Origin of the sequence: Congregibacter sp. (assembly GCF_045107095.1) — a bacterium.
GTDB lineage: Bacteria > Pseudomonadota > Gammaproteobacteria > Pseudomonadales > Halieaceae > Congregibacter.
Window position 1 is genome coordinate 1 of record NZ_JBGCFU010000132.1, and the last position, 16,913, is coordinate 16,913.

At 54.5% G+C, this 16,913-nt stretch carries 13 protein-coding genes; 7 read left to right on the top strand and 6 right to left on the bottom strand.

Features of this window, described 5'->3' with window-relative positions; all coding sequences use genetic code 11:
• The 4 genes from AB8B76_RS15565 to puuE all read right to left on the bottom strand — a co-directional run.
• A partial coding sequence (locus tag AB8B76_RS15565; protein WP_405273794.1) for an AAA family ATPase occupies positions 1–296 on the bottom strand: 296 nt, incomplete at its 3' end.
• A 109-nt stretch (positions 297–405) separates the two neighbouring features.
• A complete protein-coding gene (locus AB8B76_RS15570; protein ID WP_405273795.1) occupies positions 406–2,781 on the bottom strand; it encodes a TonB-dependent siderophore receptor in 2,376 nt (791 codons plus the stop codon).
• A 276-nt stretch (positions 2,782–3,057) separates the two neighbouring features.
• Positions 3,058–3,696: a cupin domain-containing protein gene (locus tag AB8B76_RS15575; protein WP_405273797.1), complete on the bottom strand. Its 639-nt coding sequence runs from the start codon at positions 3,694–3,696 to the stop codon at positions 3,058–3,060.
• A 12-nt stretch (positions 3,697–3,708) separates the two neighbouring features.
• Positions 3,709–4,638: an allantoinase PuuE gene (gene puuE / locus AB8B76_RS15580; protein ID WP_405273798.1), complete on the bottom strand. Its 930-nt coding sequence runs from the start codon at positions 4,636–4,638 to the stop codon at positions 3,709–3,711.
• Between the two features lie 327 nt (positions 4,639–4,965).
• Here puuE and AB8B76_RS15585 point away from each other — a divergent pair, with 327 nt between their 5' ends.
• The 5 genes from AB8B76_RS15585 to AB8B76_RS15605 all read left to right on the top strand — a co-directional run bounded on the left by AB8B76_RS15585 (position 4,966) and on the right by AB8B76_RS15605 (position 12,104).
• Positions 4,966–6,495 (top strand): adenosine deaminase, encoded by a 1,530-nt coding sequence (locus AB8B76_RS15585; protein ID WP_405273800.1) that lies wholly within the window; start codon positions 4,966–4,968, stop codon positions 6,493–6,495.
• A 46-nt stretch (positions 6,496–6,541) separates the two neighbouring features.
• A complete protein-coding gene (locus AB8B76_RS15590) occupies positions 6,542–7,645 on the top strand; it encodes a purine nucleoside permease (RefSeq protein WP_405273801.1) in 1,104 nt (367 codons plus the stop codon).
• A 116-nt stretch (positions 7,646–7,761) separates the two neighbouring features.
• Entirely contained in the window at positions 7,762–9,909 is a 2,148-nt protein-coding gene (locus AB8B76_RS15595; RefSeq protein ID WP_405273803.1) for a nucleoside hydrolase, read from the top strand.
• Positions 9,902–10,933: an adenosine deaminase gene (locus AB8B76_RS15600; RefSeq protein WP_405273805.1), complete on the top strand. Its 1,032-nt coding sequence runs from the start codon at positions 9,902–9,904 to the stop codon at positions 10,931–10,933. The genes AB8B76_RS15595 and AB8B76_RS15600 overlap by 8 nt, the downstream gene beginning before the upstream one ends.
• Entirely contained in the window at positions 10,917–12,104 is a 1,188-nt protein-coding gene (locus AB8B76_RS15605) for an MFS transporter (RefSeq protein ID WP_405273806.1), read from the top strand. The genes AB8B76_RS15600 and AB8B76_RS15605 overlap by 17 nt, the downstream gene beginning before the upstream one ends.
• Before the next feature lie 40 nt (positions 12,105–12,144).
• On the opposite strand, the gene AB8B76_RS15610 is transcribed toward AB8B76_RS15605, so the two are convergent.
• A complete protein-coding gene (locus AB8B76_RS15610) occupies positions 12,145–12,891 on the bottom strand; it encodes a DUF547 domain-containing protein (RefSeq protein WP_405273807.1) in 747 nt (248 codons plus the stop codon).
• Positions 12,892–13,281: 390 nt separating this feature from the next.
• Here AB8B76_RS15610 and AB8B76_RS15615 point away from each other — a divergent pair, with 390 nt between their 5' ends.
• Both AB8B76_RS15615 and AB8B76_RS15620 read left to right on the top strand, forming a co-directional pair.
• On the top strand, positions 13,282–14,184 hold the full coding sequence (locus AB8B76_RS15615; protein ID WP_405273808.1) for an isopenicillin N synthase family dioxygenase: 903 nt from the start codon (positions 13,282–13,284) through the stop codon (positions 14,182–14,184).
• Positions 14,177–15,343, top strand: coding sequence for an MFS transporter (locus AB8B76_RS15620; protein ID WP_405273810.1), 1,167 nt, complete (start codon positions 14,177–14,179; stop codon positions 15,341–15,343). The genes AB8B76_RS15615 and AB8B76_RS15620 overlap by 8 nt, the downstream gene beginning before the upstream one ends.
• A 28-nt stretch (positions 15,344–15,371) precedes the next feature.
• Here the strand turns inward: AB8B76_RS15620 and AB8B76_RS15625 are convergent, their stop codons facing one another.
• Positions 15,372–16,838, bottom strand: a complete 1,467-nt coding sequence (locus tag AB8B76_RS15625; protein WP_405273811.1) for an amidase family protein — start codon at positions 16,836–16,838, stop codon at positions 15,372–15,374.
• Positions 16,839–16,913: the final 75 nt, after the last annotated feature.

Here is a 16,913-nt window from a genome sequence, read left to right on the forward strand (position 1 = left end):
CCCTGCTGAAAGCGCAGTTCCTGCTTGCCCTCGAACTCTTGATAGATTTCGGTGCCCGTGACATCCGACGGCAGCAGGTCGGGGGTAAATTGGATTCGGCCAAGACTCGCATCCAGCACTCGAGCGAGGGTTCTTACAGAGCGCGTTTTTGCGGTCCCCGGAAGGCCTTCCAGAAGTACATTGCCGTTGGTTAGCAGCGCGATGATCAGCGTGCGAACGACGGACTCCTGTCCGATGACGGCGCGATTGATTGCGGTGTCAAGTTGCTCGAAGGCGTTGCGCAGATCACTACTCATGAGGGCTATCCGATGTTGTTGAGGGCGCTAGTCTCACAGACCAGAGAGACAAAAAAAAGCCCTCCGAAGAGGGCTTTATATGCTTGCTTTGAGCCTTTTGGACTAGAGCTTAGAACTTGTAGGCTACACGTGCCTGGAAGTTTCTTGAAAGCTCTGGAAGCACAATCTGCGATCCAAAAAGATCGGGGAAGTTAGAGCGGAAGTAGCGCTCGTCCGTGAGGTTCTTTGCGTTCAGCTGGAAGGTCCAGGACTCAGTCTCGTACACAAGACCTGCGTTGAGCAGCGTGTAAGAGGGGAGAATGACCGCACCGGAAGAACCGGAGGGAGTTTCATCTACGCTAATGACGCTGCCGCTGATCGCGAGGTTGTCATTAAACGAGTAGGTGCCCGTGAGCGTGTAGATGTTCTCGGGGATACCGGCTCTGCGTCCATCGGGTGACGTTGGGATACCAATGATCTGACCACCAAAGACCAAAGTGGGGTCGATCTGTGGAATATCATCCGCTCCGTAAAAGCCAAACTGCCCGCCGTTTTCTTCGGCTTCCACAATGATAACTTCCATGTTGGTCCAACCGCCTGTGACAACCAGATCCTGGTTAACCACCCAACGCAGTTCGGCTTCGATACCTTCCGTGCGGCTCGTGGGGTTAGTTACGATCGCCTGAGCGTTGAAATCTACACGTTCTTGCTCATAGTAGTTCACAGCGAAGTACAGCGAATCATCCAGGAAGCTACCCTTGAGACCGACTTCCCAAAGATCAGAGGTGTCTGTCCAAGAACCGCTGGCGACCTGAGCCGTAGGAAGATCACCAACCTGGCCAGCAATCAACGTTGCCTGCTCTGCAATGGTGAAGTAGGGAGTCAATCCGAACTCGGTGGTCCAGTTGATACTGGCTGACCAAGACAGCAGCTCCTCGGAATCAGATGCTTGGGGAATCTCTCCATCCGGGAAGAGAAGCAGTTCGACCGGGGTGGTCACGTCAGCGTCTACATAATCCTGACGCACGCCTAAGGTCACAGCAATGCCGTTATCAAAGCTGAAGTCACCGAGGAACGCGAGGCCAAACATCGTGTAGTCACCGCTTTGGTACTCAGAGTAATCATCATTGATTTGCGTTGCTAGCAAACGAGTATCCAGCGAGGGGTCACGCTCAGCATTTGACTGGCTAAGGTCACGACGATCGAAGTACTCGTTAATGAAATCCTGTCCCCGTAAGAAGTCGGTGTACCGGATCGAAGGCGAGAACTGCAAATCGGCCGTCATGGAACCGATGTCTGTTGTGAATGCGAAAACGAGTTTGTCTTCGATCATATCGACTTCACCAAATTGCGAGAAGCCGTAGGCATTCTCGTTGATGTTATCGATTGTTTCGTAGAACAACTGGTTGGTGATTCGCAAACCATTATCCGTTTCGTACTCGAAATCGAGGTACAAGCTGAGCACCTGATTATCCAGAGTATCGTTTGGATCAACCAGAACGTTGCTCTCATCAAGCTGGGTAGTGCCTGTATTAACCAGCGCCATTTCAGGAATCACGCTCGACTCATCTACAAACTCGGGACGGAACACGAAGTTAGACAAGGCGCCGGAAGTCGCACCATATTCCTGATGAGAGATTTTGCCATCGCCATCGGTATCCAGCGGTGTGGCCTGGCCCGTGATGTAGGTGCCGTTGTCGATGAGGTCTTGAGTAAGACGGTTCCAACCGGCGACCTGGTTGCCATCGTAGTCGTGGTACATACCACCGAATTTCATGACTAGGTTGTCGTTGATGTCGACGTCAAAGGAGGCCTGAAGAATATTCTGTTTGGTTTCTGTATTGTCGTAGAAGCTTTCGGAGTCCTCCAACTCACCGTAGATGTAGTAACCCATGCGATCGTTTATTGGGCCACCCACTTCCGCTGTGAAAACATTTCGATCCCAGCTGCCCGTCTCGTAGGACAAAGCGCCCGTGGTCTCTGTGAGGTAATCCCCGGTTTCTGCGCGCGCTGATTTGGGGTTGAAGTTCAGATAACCACCGATCTTTGAAGGACCATAGATGGGAGATGCTGGGCCCCGCACAATATCGATGCGGTCTGATGCGCCGATGGGAGTGGGGTAGTTGCCGGGGTTATCAATGCGTCGGATACCCCTGAAGTAAGTCTCACCTGCGGTACCACGAACGTCCAAAGAGCCGGCAACACCAAAGAACGACTGTGTGAACGTACCTGGTGCGAAGGCCACCAATTCATCAATGTCGGTGATATTGAAGCGATCGAGCTGCTCCGCGCTGATTGTAGAAGCGGATCGAGGTGTTTCGAGCAGTGATTTGCCGAAACCGAAAATCTGCACGTCCTCTCCGGGCAATGAACCCAGGGATCCCGTGACGACTACTTCCTCGATGCCTAGCGGTTCCTCGCTTTGCGCGTTTGCCAAAGGCACAGACGCAATAATCGCGGCGATGGACGCTGCGAGTGGCAGCCTGCGGGTGGTGAATGTCTTCATGAACTCTCCTCAAATGCATGATGCGGTCTAGCGGCATGGGCTGCGAGACTCTACTTTTTTACTACTTAGGCACTACTCCGAAAAGTAGTGCACGATTGATGCCAATACAACGGCTGATGGCTGCCAAAAAAATCGTTATATTTATCAGTAGTTTGAGTGGTCTTTGGGTAGCAAAAAACTGCTATCCAACGCCGCTAAACCCGCTTTGTCAGGCTGTCGTGCACTGAGATGGTGCGCCGCCACCCCTTAAGCGTCAATTGTATAATCCGCGGATTATTACCGTTCTGGCACAGACTCTCTGCTGAGGGGCTCGATATAGCTCCGGTGCTGGGGATAAGTCGCCAATAACTGGGATGTCACGCCAAGGGTCATATCACGGTAGTCAAAGCCAGGACTAACGGCTTCACTGATCAGGCCGTAGCCCAGGTCTCCGGTCGTGAGCCGTGATGCTTTCCAAACTCCGCCGGGAACCGTTAGCTGTAATTGATGACCTTCGCGTGGATCAGGACCCATGATTGCGGTCTCTAAGTCTCCGTTTGGGTGAATCAGCACGTATTCAATAGGATCGCCGAGGTGGAAGTAGTGAACAATGTCTGAGCGGTTTTGATGGAAGTGGCCGACGGGGCCCTCGGCCGTCAGCAGGTAGAAAATTGAGGTCATGCTAAAACGCTCACCCGATTCGCTGGGGATTCGCGATTGCCCCGTGGCTTCGTAGGTGCGCCGGTAAAAGCCGCCCTCAACGTGTCCTTCGAGGCCTAGGCTCTCGATCAGCTCTTTGGCAGTCACAGCACTTTCCTCAGCCACTAGTAAGGGACTTGCGAGCCCTATCAGTGCCGCAAAAAAAAATGCCAACGAGGCTTTGTTGCAGCCCAGCGAAAGCCGTGAGTTGGAGCGCGGCGTAAGCGCGTAGGTCATTGATGATCGTCCTCAAGATGATTGGGGGTGATGTTTGGGATGATAGTTGTCATGCCAATGGCGTGCGATATCCACGCGGCGACAGAGCCAGGCATCATCGTGTTGTAGCACGTAATCGAGGAAACGCTGGAGCGCGAGGAAACGACCAGGCCGGCCCGCTAGCCTACAGTGAAGCCCGATATTGAGGAGTTTGGGTTGATGAACGCCCTCGGCATACAAAACGTCAAAGCTGTCACGAAGATAGGTATAAAACTGCTCGCCATCGGCAAATCCCTGGGCACTGGAAAACCTCATGTCGTTAGTATCCAGGGTATAGGGAATCACCAGATGAGGATGTCCTGACTCCTCAATCCAATAGGGGAGGTCGTCAGCATAAGAATCCGAGTCATACAGAAATCCGTCCTGCTCCAGAAGCAATGATCGGGTATTCGGACTGTCGCGTCCCGTGTACCAGCCGAGGGGGCGCTCACCAGTGAGTTCGGTGTGCCATTCGATAGCCCGCGACATATGCTCTCGTTCAATCTCAATAGGCGTTTCTTGATAACTGATCCAGCGCAGGCCGTGGCAGGCTATTTCCCAATCCGCTTCCTGCATCGCGGCAAGGGCCTCTGGATTGCGGGCCAGCGCCATGGTCACTCCAAACACAGTTATCGGCACGCCTCGATCGGCGAATAAGCGGTGGAGCCTCCAAAAACCGGCACGGCTTCCATACTCATAGAGCGACTCCATACTCATATGACGGTCGGTATAAGCGCTGGGGTTGAACATTTCAGAGAGGAAGGTTTCGGAACCTGGGTCACCGTGGAGCACGGAATTCTCTCCACCCTCTTCGTAATTGACGACAAACTGCACAGCGATGCGCTTGTCACCGGGTAGGGTAAACTTGGGCGGATATTGGCCGAAACCGACCATATCTCGAGGGTAATGTGAGGTGGGATCCACAATTAGTTCCGCCGCCAGACTGAGCTCTAAGGATGCATGGACTGCTCCAAACCGGCAAGCACTGACTCGGTGGAGTCGACCCTATGCTGCATTCTTCAAGTTTGCGCCCTATCTTGGAGCCTGCTGCGCACTAATTAGGTGCATTATGGGGCTCATTCGATGTTACGGCGAGAAGCAAATGGAAATTTGGACTCTCAGGTAAGCAATGAGGCGACTGCGGGGCGACCGAAGCGGCTTAACGTTCACGTGGCATCGAACTTGCGTTGCTCAGGGACTTAAACTGACGGATGATGCCCAGCCTTGTCGAACTATGAGAGATCGGGAGCTATGCAGGCCACATTGATACACGGACGACGATCAGCGTTGGACATTGGATCGCTGCGCAACCAATCAGGTCGACTGAGAATGGTTGTCGTCTGGTTGGCCTTCCTATGTGTTGTTGTGGGGTCGAGGGTTGGGGCAGGTTCAGCCCAGGCCGCTCTACCGGAGCCTTCGGACGATGTTTCCTCGTGGTTTGAGGCTTTCAAGCGGGAAGCTAGCGATGAAGAGTTGTACCGCTTTCTCTATGCCATGCCCAAGGGCGGTGATTTACACAATCATCTATCAGGGTCGATTCTCTCAGAATGGTTCTATGACCTTGCTTTAGCCCAGGGCCAGCGGGGCTATCGCTATTACACGCGTGTAACGATCAATAACTGCCGTCCTTATGGAGGCAACGCCTTCGTAGAAAATCCTTACCTAATGTTGTTCGTCAACGTTCAGGAGAGTAATTACCAGAAGCTCAGTACCTGCGAGAAAGAAGAGTATTTACCGCTCGACGAACTCAACCCACAAGAAAAAGCGGCGTGGCTGGATAGTTTGAGGTTGGACAAAGCTCACGAGGGTCGCGATGAGTTTTTTCAAACGCACTGGCAGCGCATGGGCGACCTGTATTTAAACCCTTATCTTGCTGCGGATGCACTGGTGATCAACATGCAAGCCTTCGGTGCTGAAGGCTTGATGTACATGGAGAGCATGATTGGCGTTCTCGGGTTCATTGGTGCCCAGGGGCAATCTATTCCTCCCGATGATGTTGCACAGATTTACCGAGAGCGTTTGCAAGACACAGATGCGCTGGCGACCGGCGTCGATGTTCGACTGCAGGTGGCAATTCTAAGGTTCTTGCCCGGCGCGAATGAGCATCTGCGTTACTTGTACGACTTTGTCAGCCGCCACAATGATCTGTTTGTTGCAGTGAACATGGTGGGTCGTGAAGATAACGATAAGGGCTATCCGCTAAGGTTTCTCGATACTCTGCGCGACCTCCGTAGGACCTATAACAACGTTCGACTTTCTATCCATGCGGGCGAGGTCGACGAGCCGAATGATCATGTGCGCGACACCTTACTTCTGGGCGCGGATCGCATCGGCCACGGCATTAATCTGATCACCGATCCTGACACAATGCGCTTGATGCGCAACGGTGCTTATCTGGTCGAGATTAACCTGGTGTCGAACCTGCTCTTGCAATATGTCAGTGACTACAGCCAACACCCTTTCCCCGAGTATTTGCGCACGGGTATCCCCGTCGCCTTATCGACCGATGATCGAGGTATGTGGGATAGCAACCTCACTGATGAGTTTTTTGTGGCGGTGAAAGAGTTCAATCTCAGTTGGGATGAACTACTGCTCCTGAGTCGGAATTCCATTGAACACGGGTTCCTGCCAAAAGCGACGAAGGCAGAGTTGCTCGCTCGCTACACCACGCGAATAGAAGACTTTGCGCGCCAGATCGCGGCCAGACCATCGGCTGCCTTGTCGTCAACTGCGCAGAGCTATGGTTTTATCTGTGATCGCTACCAGCTCTGTGAGTGGTAGAGTCGCGGTCCAATAGAATGTTTCAGCGATAACCGAGAGGATTCCCATGGGAAATAAGTTCGCCCTGTTTTGCCTGCCATTGTTCACTGCGCTACTCGTTGCCTGCGGCGCGGAACCTCCGGCGGCGAGCGTCGCGCCGGTGGCGGCAGCTCCTGAACCCATACCGGTCAAAGTGGTCGTGGTTACCATGTTTGAAATTGGCGAAGACAGTGGCGATCAGGCGGCGGAGTTCCAGCTTTGGAACGAGCGTCGGAACCTGGATCAAGTGTTTGAATTTGGAGCACATCACGATCTGCACTTTGATAGTGAAAACGGCGTGATGGTGATGGTTACGGGCATCGGTACCGCGAAGTCTACGGCGTCGGTGATGATGCTCGGCATGGATCCCCGCTTTGACGTGAGCAAGGCGTACTGGCTTGTTGCGGGTATCGCGGGCATTGATCCACAAGATGCGTCCATCGGTAGCGCTGCATGGGCGGATTACCTGGTAGACGGAGATCTGGCGCATGAAATTGACCCGCGGGAAATGCCTGAAGACTGGAAGTACGGATACATCGCGCGCAACACTAGTGAGCCCTTCGACGAAAACAAGCCGGAACCCACCGGGGAGATGTTTCAAACCAACTCCGAGCTTACCGAGTGGGCTTATCAGCTCACCAAGGATATTGAGTTACCTGACTTTGAGTCTCTGGACGAGACGCGACAGCTGTACACCGAGCACCCCAATGCACAGCGCGCGCCCTTTGTCCTAAAAGGCGACCATTTGGCCGCTATGACTTTTTGGCATGGGAGCATAATGAATGACTGGGCGAACGACTGGGTTGATTATTGGAGCGAAGGCGAAGGCAACTTTGTCACTTCGGCCATGGAAGATACGGGCACTATGCAGTCGCTTACCTGGTTGACCAATGCCGGTCGTGCGGACCGCGATAGGATGATGGTCCTGCGAACCGGCAGTAACTACACCATGCCACCGCCGGGCGTTGATGCCGCTACTAACCTTTTGTCAGAGAACGAAGGGTACGCGGGTCTTGATGCGTCACTAGAATCTGCTTACATCGTGGGCTCCAAGGTCATCGATACACTGGTCGCTGGTTGGGATGTTTACCGGGATCGAACGCCCACGGTCGAGGATATCGCGGCTCCCTAAGGCTTCTTCGCGTAAGATTCCTGAGTTGGATAGCACCTGCTCCTGACGCTGTCAGGGGCGTTTTTGCCTATGGAGTTCTTGTTTGTTTGCTGAATCTACAGTTTGAGGTTGATTGAATGATTGCCGTTAGTTTTCGCAGTGTCTTCTCCCGCGCAGCAATGACATCGCTGGTTCTGCTCCTTGGGGTTTTTGTAAAGCCCGCCATGGCTGGCGAGCCTTTACCCGTCAAAGTAGTCGTGCTCAGCATGTTCGAGAACGGTGAGCCAACAGGGGACAAGCCCGGTGAGTTGCAGCTCTGGTTGGAGCGCAATCCCGGTTTAAAAGAGATGCCCTTCACCTTAGGTGAGTATTCCCTGTACTACGGCGAGAACGGCTTGCTGGTGGCGTGTCTTGGCGGCGGCATTCCCAACGCAACGGCCTCGACAATGGCTCTGGGCCTGGATGAGCGCTTTGATCTGAGCAAGGCTTACTGGCTTATCGCGGGTATCGCTGGTGGAGATCCCGAAGATCTGTCTCTGGGCTCTGCTGCGTGGGCAAAGGCTGTCGTGGATGGCGACCTTGTGTACGAAATCGATGCGAGAGAGATACCAAAGGAATGGCCTTACGGTTTTGTTCCTCTTGGTGCATCGGAGCCCGCGGATGGTCCGCAGGATGTATCTACCGGCTGGACTCTAGATACGATCAGCTTTTCCCTGGATGCAGGACTGAGCGAATGGGCGTACCAGCTCACTCGTAACACCCCGTTGTTAGACACGCCTGCCATGCAGGCCTTTCGGGCGGAGTTTACGAACTACCCGCTGGCACAGCGTCCCCCATTTGTGACGCGAGGCGATACGCTTTCTGCAAGCACCTACTGGCATGGAGCCAAACTCAATGAGTGGGCTAACGATTGGTTGCGCGTGTATGCAGGCGAGTCCGCCGAGTTCATGACATCCAACATGGAAGACTCAGGCACGCTCACCGCGCTCCATCGCTTAGGGCGTGTTGGTCGCGTCGACCCGAGTCGAGTGTTAATTTTGCGTACCGCTAGTAACTACACCATGCCGCCCCAGGGACGAAGCGCGGCCTGGAGCACCACTGCGGATTATCCCGATGGCGGATTGGGCGCGTTGGAATCAGCTCAGCGTGTGGGACAGCCAGTGGTTGATGCCTTGATTGCTGGCTGGGATAACTACGAAAACACTATGCCTCAGGCTCAGGCGCGTATTCCCGTCGTTTTCGACACGGATATGGCGATTGATGACTGGGCCGCATTGCTGTTTCTTGCTCGGCATCCCGGCATCGAGCTGTTAGCGGTAACAGTATCAGCCAGCGGAGAAGCGCATTGCGAGCCGGGTACGCGTAATGCGCTAGCACTACTGGATCTCGTAGACCCCCATAACCAGATACCGGTCTCCTGCGGAGACGCCTATCCGCTGGATGGTTACTTCGTGTTCCCCGTGCAGTGGCAAAAAGACATGGATACCCTGTCGGGAGTACCCATCACACCGAGCGTTAGAGATCCCGATGCGCGCCACGGTGTAGAGCTTTTACATGATGTTCTTGTCTCGACAGAGGCACCGGTCACTATCCTTGCCACGGGCCCACTGACAAACATTGCCCAGTGGCTTGAGCGCTACCCGGGCGACAGAGAGAGGGCTGAGCGGTTGGTGGTGATGGGGGGCTCCTTGGATGCCCCAGGCAATATCATTGTGCCGGGCTTTACCGACGATAACCCCAACACGCGTGCTGAGTGGAACATCTACGTGGATGCATTGGCGGCGGATAAGGTACTGCGCTCCGATCTCGATATTGAGCTTGTAGGCCTGGATGTCACCAATCACGTCAAAGTCACCACGGAGTTCGCCGCAGATTTCAAAACGCGCGTCGATAATCCCGCAGCAGCTTTTTGGGATGCGGTGCTTGATGCAAATGACTGGTTTATCGATTCTGGTGAGTACTACTTCTGGGATGTGTTGGCAGCACTAGCAGTGATTGATCGCGATCGTTTCTGCGAGGGCGAGATGCTGGGTTTGGCGGCAAGCTACGAAGAAACGGATGAGCCGTGGTGGCCCACCTCGGATAAAACGATGCCGGACAAGAGCTGGATGGGCGAGCCCAGACGTCACTTTGCAGCGGTGAGTGCCGGAGTCATGGAGCTAAGAGAGGGTCCTAAAAACACCTTGTTCTGTCGGGAAACCGATGCAGACGCGGCGTTTCGGTTATTCGTGGACACGTTGACGGGCCCGGAGAGTGCGATGCGTGGAGATTCAAAAGGTGACTAAAGAACAGTTTGGCCCGGTAACCCAATGGCTCGCCGAGATGCCCAAAGCAGAGCTGCATCTGCATCTCGACGGTAGTCTACGCGCACCTCGACTCTTGCAACTGGCGACTAAGCACGGCGTCGACTTGCCTTACACATCGGTCGAAGAGGTCGAGGCGGCTTACAATTTCAGTGATCTCCAAAGTTTTTTGGATCTTTACTATCTCGGTGCATCGGTGCTGCGTGATGCCGAGGACTTCTATCTGCTGATGAAGGACTATCTCGAGGTCTGTCGGGTTCAGAAGATTGTGCATTGTGAAATTATGGTGGAACCGCAGACGTACCTACCTCAAGGCGTTGATCTGTCTGTCGTACTGGCAGGATTTGATCGAGCTATCGTCGAGGCCAAGGAGGGTTGGGGGCAATCGGTACAACTGATTCTTAGCTTCCTGAGGCATTTACCTGAAGAAGACTGTATCGCCATGTTAGAGGCTGCCGATCTCTATCGGGAGCACTTCTGCGCTATCGGTTTAGCAAGTGCCGAAAAAGACTTCCCCCCCGCGAATTTTCAAAGGCTCTATCGCGAAGCGAAAAGTCGAGGTTACGAGCTGACAGCACACGCAGGAGAGGAGGGGCCGGCAAGTTTCATACGCGATGCCCTCGAGCTCTTGTCGGTGAGTCGTATCGATCATGGTGTCCGTGCCGTTGAAGACGAGGACTTACTGGATCACCTGGCGGCCAATCGCGTGCCCTTAACGGTATGCCCTCTATCTAACGTGCGTCTTTGCGTTTATGACGAAATGTCAGAGCATCGGATTCTGGAGCTACTTGAACGAGGCCTTTGCGTCACGGTTAACTCCGACGATCCCGCTTACTTCGGCGGCGACCTGTTGGAAAATTTTGCAGCTTTGGAGACAGGCTTGGGTATGACCCGGGAACAAGCTTTGGTGCTCGTGCGTAACGGATTCGAGGCAGCCTTCTTGCCCAGCGAAGCTAAGATGGCCCTCGACGAGCAACTCAAGGATTACCTTGCGCGCAACCCGTGAGTCCCGAAGTTTCAGAGCTATCGGTGTTGCGGGTCTACTGGTCTGCTGCACCGTGCTGGGACTGGCGGGCACTGACCTTGTCCTTCCTGCCGTGCCCGGTCTTCCAGAGTCCCTTGGGGGAACGATAGCGCAGGCGCAGTTCGTGCTGGCAACCTTCGCCGCAGGAACCGGTATTGGGTTGCTACTATTCGGTGAACTAGGGTCTTTTGTCGACCACCGCAGAATGCTGGCGAGTTCATTGTTGGCCTATGGGCTGTTGTCGGCGGCGGCGGCCACAGCGACAAGCCTCGAATTGCTCATAGCCTTGCGCTTCCTGCAGGGCGTTGCGGCGTCCTGTGCTGCGGTGGTGACTCCGGGTATGGTCAGGGCATTGTTTGACGAGCAGGGTGCTCTCCGAGCGTTAGGAGCCTTGGGCAGCATAGAGTCGCTTGCGCCTGCTATAGCGCCCATCATTGGTGTGTGGTTGCTGAGCGCCTATGGTTGGTCTGCATCATTTTGGGTAACCGCGGTGTTAGCCGCACTTCTCAGTGCCTTGGTTTTACTTTCAAAACGCTATATTCCGGCGGTGCCTGGCAATCCTTCGCGGATGGGCTACTGGCTGTTGATACGCAATCCTGTGTTCCAGCGGTATGCGCTCAGTCAGGGTTTTAGTCTCGGATCTTTGTTGGCCTTTGTCTTCGCCATGCCCACGGTGTATGTGGTTGCCTTTGGGGGCGACATAAAGCAGTTCATCGTTATGCAACTCTTGGGTATTTCGACGTACATCGTTGCGGCAAATTTATCGAGTCGCCTGGTCCGCCGCTTTGGTGCCGAGCGGACGATCTATGCGGGAAGTATTCTCGCCTTGTTAGGAAGCATTGCAATGTTGGGTTACGGCTTCCTTGGCGGGCGGGAGCCCTGGATTATCTGGCTCTTATTTTTACCCTTTAACATGGGCTTTGGTTTTCGGGGCCCGCCGGGATTCTATCGCTCTTTGCAGGCCTCAGACGGGGATGACGCAAGAGCCTCTGCTCTGGTCATTCTTTACGTCATGCTCATAACTGCAGCTGCTACCGCGCTGATTTCACCCTTCGTTGCCAGTGGTTTATGGCCGGCGGCACTCGCTGCCAGTGTATTAGGCGGCTTGTCACTACTCATTCTGCCGTTGCTGCCTTCTCTGCCCGAACGCTAGGTCTTGAGGCGTAACTCTAAGGGCAGAGATGACAATCCCGCTAGGGCGTTCTATTTAGACGCCAATCGTAGTCGAGAAACTCGAGATCTATGTTTCCGCTGCTGAGTTCTGACGCTTGCGCAGCACTGAGCTCGAGTGAGCCAGAGTAGCGTGCGAGGAATTGCTCAAGGCTAGTGCTCCCACGCCACTCCTTCTCAAAATCACCGCGGTACCATTTGAAGATAGACGACACTTCTAGTTCGTCACCGCGTAAGCGGTTACGACTGGGGTCGGCCAGGAAGCTCTCGGTTTGTTCCTCTAGTTGTCGATCAATATCTGCGCCTCGGTAAGCTTCCCGCCGGAGTGCAGGGCAGCCGACGCTTGCGCAATTCACAGCAAAGTGAATCCGGGGATCGTCAAAACGACCGTCCTCTCTGATCATGCCGTGCTCGATATCATCGAGACTCACCGTGTCTCCAAAGAGGGGGATAAAAGACTTTTTCCACGGAGAGCGCAACAGACTGCCAAGGTCGCGAATAGATTCCACGCCGGGCCAGTTATTGAGAATGAGCTTTACTGTCCAGGCGTTGTAGGCGTTGATCAAAAACGCCAGCTGAGTGTTGGCGTCCTGGCGAAGGAGTGTCGCTTCACTAACGGAGGCTAGCTTGTCCAGATAGCTATCCAACTCGTCTTGACGAGTTTTGAAACAGTCGTAGTCCACGGCGGTGCTGTGATCATTGTCTACAGCACGTACACAAGCCTGAAGTAACGATGTCCACCGATTAGATGCTCCAAGCGTTGATGCCATTACAGAAGCCGTCGTTGGCGTTGGCGCTGGCGCTGTTGTTGTCGTTGTAGAGAGTGATTGAGCCGCCGCTTGGAAGCTGCAAAAAGCTAGAAACACTGTCGCAAATAGCAGCGCTTTCTTTCGGGACTCCCAGCAGAGCCGAAATCCCCGCGTTGGCTTAGGGGCGTGTTCTGTGTTTTTTGACATATCGGTCTGCAGTTATCTTGTTTACTCGATCTGTCTGATTCTGTTTTACGGACTTGGTTCGATATTCGCGTAAAATAAATACGGTAGTTTTAAACATTTCTGGAAGATTCTCAGGAATCCCCATAGCACGCTAACGCAACTTAGTGATGACACCACCGTTTCGCCCTCAATAGTTAGGGTTCAAGGGTCCTGGAAGGAGTATTCGTGGAAGTACCTGTTATTGATTGTGACCCGGCGACGCGTTCGGATGCAGACGTTGCGCGGGACATTGACGCAGCACTTCGCAATGTAGGGTTTATGGCGGTGCGTAACTTAGGTGTGAGTCCCGATCGTATTCGTGAGCTTTTTGCCACGGCGCGGCAATTTTTTGAGGGATCAGATGAGTTAAAGCAGCGCTGTGCCTATGCCGCTGCGAGCGAGAACTTCGGCTATCAGGGGCTGGGACAAGAGAGCCTCGACCCGAGTCGCCCAGCTGATCTCAAAGAAACGTTCACCATGCGCAACCTCCTCGCGGAATCAGTCGGCGCTAATCGTTGGCCGAGCGCTGAGTTTAGTGAGTCTGTATCCGTCTTCTTCCGGGAGGCCTTGGCGGCGGCGCAACGTTTACAGCGTCTTTTGGCTCTGGCCCTTGAGATGCCGTCGGAATACTTCGTTGATCTTCATAACGGGGAGAACATCACTTTGCGGCTGCTTCATTACCCCGCGGTATCTTCTTCCATGGTGAATGCCGAGCAGATGGGCGCTGGGGCGCATACGGACTATGGCATGCTGACATTACTGTTTCAGGATGCCGTCGGCGGACTGCAGGTGCAGTCCGAAAATGGTGATTGGCACGATGTGCCCCCACGCCCTGACGCGATAGTCATAAACTCTGGTGATCTACTCGAACGCTGGAGTAACGGTCGGTATCGTTCGACTTTGCATCGGGTGCTACCGCAGCAGAGGAGCGTCGAACGTTACTCCGTCGCCTTGTTCGTAGATCCCGACAGCGACACTTTGGTCGAGGCTTTGGACTCCTGCGTTACCGAAGGTGAGCCTGCGCGTTTTCCTCCCATCACGGCCGGTGAACACGTTCAGGCGAAGATAGAAGCCACACACCATGCCTGACACTGGGGATACTCCCGTGCGTGCTACGGGTTTGTTTTCGCACCCGGGACTTCTCATGGCCGGTGCAGCCGCCTTCGGTATGTCGACGCTGTTTAGTGCGCTGAAACCCGTCTTGATTACGCGTCTCCTTGAAGAAACAAGCTGGGGGGCGGCCATGGCCGGCGTAGTAGTAGCTGCGCCTTTTATCGGGATCGCTTTGTCTTCACTGCTGTTTTTCTTTCGCCCGCCACGGGCGTCGGTAAGACGTCTTGCCCTTAGCTTTGGGGGCTTTCTGGTAGTCCTCGAGTTACTCAGTGCCCTGTTTTTTGAGCAGCTCTTACTTTTGCTCAGCCTTCAGTTTGTCGCTGGGTTTTGCGTCGGTGCTCTGATGGCGGCGACTTCTCGTCTGGTGGCCGTGAGCGATGCTCCGGACCAGAGTTTTGGTTTTATTGATATGTCGGCTGTTGCGCTGATGTCAGTGATGGTGGCGGGGGCGGGTGCCGCCGTCGCGGTCGCAGGGGTGACAGGTGGATACGCCTTCGCGGCGGTTGTCGCGCTGATCTACGCACTTGTTATCGCTGCGTACCAAGAGAGTCCCGCATTGATGTCTCACCATGACCACCAGTTGGAGCCATTAGAACTTGGTCTGCGACCTGTCGCGGTGGTTTCTATGGGTATGTTGTTCGTCACCTGCAGCGGTTTGGGGTTTGCTTTTATGTTTAGCATTGCCGCGCGTTTGGGTATGGGCTACGAGGACGCTGGGTCGAAAATCGGTTTGCTGCTCCTCCTATCCGCTTTGGCTTGCCAGCTCGGCGGCTGGTGTAGCGGGCGCTTTGGTCCTCGATTTCCATTGCTAGGAGCATTTGTGTCCTGTGCTGTCGGGTGGTGGATTGTGGTTCACGCGCAAAGCCCCACAGAATTTATCCTTGGTTTGATACCCGCGGTATTCGCTCTGCAGTTTAACTTCCCCATCTTACTTGCTCTGGCTGGCTCCCTTGATACCCACGGTCGTTGGGCGGGTATCGCAGCTCCGCTGATTACCAGCGGCTTTGCCTGGGCTGCGATCGTGGCGGGGCAGGTGGTTGAGCTCAAAGGGCTTGAGGCACTTGCTAGCGCAACGGCTTTTGGGATGTTGCTATGTACGGTTTTACTTTGGCCGGCGACCTCTTCGAGGACATAGGCGATGAGTCCAACGATTGTTCAGGTGCTCAGCGTTCTGCGTGGGCTTTTTCGAGCTGTGCGGCGATAGCGGCCAGCTTGTGATCTTCCCAACGTTTCCCGACAAGCGATATCCCCAGTGGAAGGTGGGCGATTTTCCCCAACGGCAAGGTGATGTGGGGGTTCCCAGCTACGGCTGCTTGTCCCGCCATGCCGGAACCAAAGAACGCGTCGCCATTGACCCAGTCGATCATCCACGCGGGCCCCACGGTGATACCCACCAAAGCGTCGAGCTGGTGCTCAGAGAAGAGCCGATCAAGGCCATCTTCACGCATCGCTTTCTGGGTGGCTAGACGCTTTTCCTGATACTCATCTTGGGTGTCCGGAAGATTCTGTGCTTTGAGAAATATGGATTGGTCAAAGTGCTCGAGCTCATCTTTTGCGTGTTCTTCGTTGAAGTCGATAAGCGATGCCAGAGTCATTTCACTGAGCGCATTCGGCAGGGATGCAAGATAAGCGTTCAGGTCACGACGAAATTCGTAGAGCAAGACGTCATAGGAGTCCTGTCCATAGCCCTCGTAGGGTTCGATATCCAGTTCGGGAATTAACGTCACTCCTTGATCGCGGAGGACGTCCAGTACTGTTTCAAGTTCCGCATCGCGACGGGGGTCGAAGTTTTGGGTGCGTGCAAAAACGCCTATGCGTAGTCCCGAAAGATCAGACACTGCATCCAAAGACATCAGCCCCTCGCTTATCGTCGCACTGCTCTCATGCCGTTCGTCGCTGATTATCGCGAGGGTGCGAGACGCCAACGCCACGCTGTTCGCTATGGGACCCGCAGTATCTTGGGTGCTTGCAATGGGAACGATCCCCTCGCCGGAGACAAGGCCGTGAGTGGGTTTAAAGCCAACTACACCATTTATTGCCGCAGGGCAGACGATGGAGCCTGAAGTTTCGGTTCCGATGGCGACATCGACGTAGCCTAGAGCCACTGCTACGGCTGAGCCTGAGCTAGAGCCGCAGGGAGTTCTAGCCGGGTCATGGGCGTTTCGAGTCTGCCCGCCAACCCCGCTCCAGCCTGAGCTCGAAAACTCCGAACGAAAGTTTGCCCACTCACTCAAGTTGGCTTTGCCGAGGATGACAGCGCCTGCTCGTCTCAGTTTGGCGACGAGGGGCGCGTCCCGCTCGGTGTGGTTTTTCGCAAGGGCCAGGGAGCCTGCGGTAGTCGGCTGACTCTTTGATTCAATATTATCTTTGAGCAGAACGGGCTCTCCATGCATGGGACCCGGCGCTTTGCGCTGAAGGTCCAGCATCCGCGCTACGGCTGTGGCCTCGGGATCGATCGCGATTACCGCGCGATATTGTTCATCGCGTTTTTCAATATCCGCAATTGCTGCCGCTATGCGTGTTTGCACCGGTCCATCATCTGGGGCGCTCACAACGTTAGGGGAGGACACAAGTAGGGTAAGTCCGCTGACGATGACGCCGCGTCGCAAAATGGTATGGATTGAGTTCATAGTTCGCGCTGAGTCCTCGGGACTGTTGGGTTTTTAAAACTTGCAGGCGGTCACTGTAAACCGCTCTGGTGAGGA

Bases quoted from the DNA above. Each gene is read 5' to 3' on its own strand.
- AB8B76_RS15570 (WP_405273795.1), bottom strand. From the start codon at position 2,781: ATGAAGACATTCACCACCCGCAGGCTGCCACTCGCAGCGTCCATCGCC.
- AB8B76_RS15585 (WP_405273800.1), top strand. From the start codon at position 4,966: ATGCAGGCCACATTGATACACGGACGACGATCAGCGTTGGACATTGGA.
- AB8B76_RS15610 (WP_405273807.1), bottom strand. From the start codon at position 12,891: ATGGCATCAACGCTTGGAGCATCTAATCGGTGGACATCGTTACTTCAG.
- AB8B76_RS15575 (WP_405273797.1), bottom strand. From the start codon at position 3,696: ATGACCTACGCGCTTACGCCGCGCTCCAACTCACGGCTTTCGCTGGGC.
- AB8B76_RS15625 (WP_405273811.1), bottom strand. From the start codon at position 16,838: ATGAACTCAATCCATACCATTTTGCGACGCGGCGTCATCGTCAGCGGA.
- AB8B76_RS15620 (WP_405273810.1), top strand. From the start codon at position 14,177: ATGCCTGACACTGGGGATACTCCCGTGCGTGCTACGGGTTTGTTTTCG.
- AB8B76_RS15590 (WP_405273801.1), top strand. From the start codon at position 6,542: ATGGGAAATAAGTTCGCCCTGTTTTGCCTGCCATTGTTCACTGCGCTA.
- AB8B76_RS15595 (WP_405273803.1), top strand. From the start codon at position 7,762: ATGATTGCCGTTAGTTTTCGCAGTGTCTTCTCCCGCGCAGCAATGACA.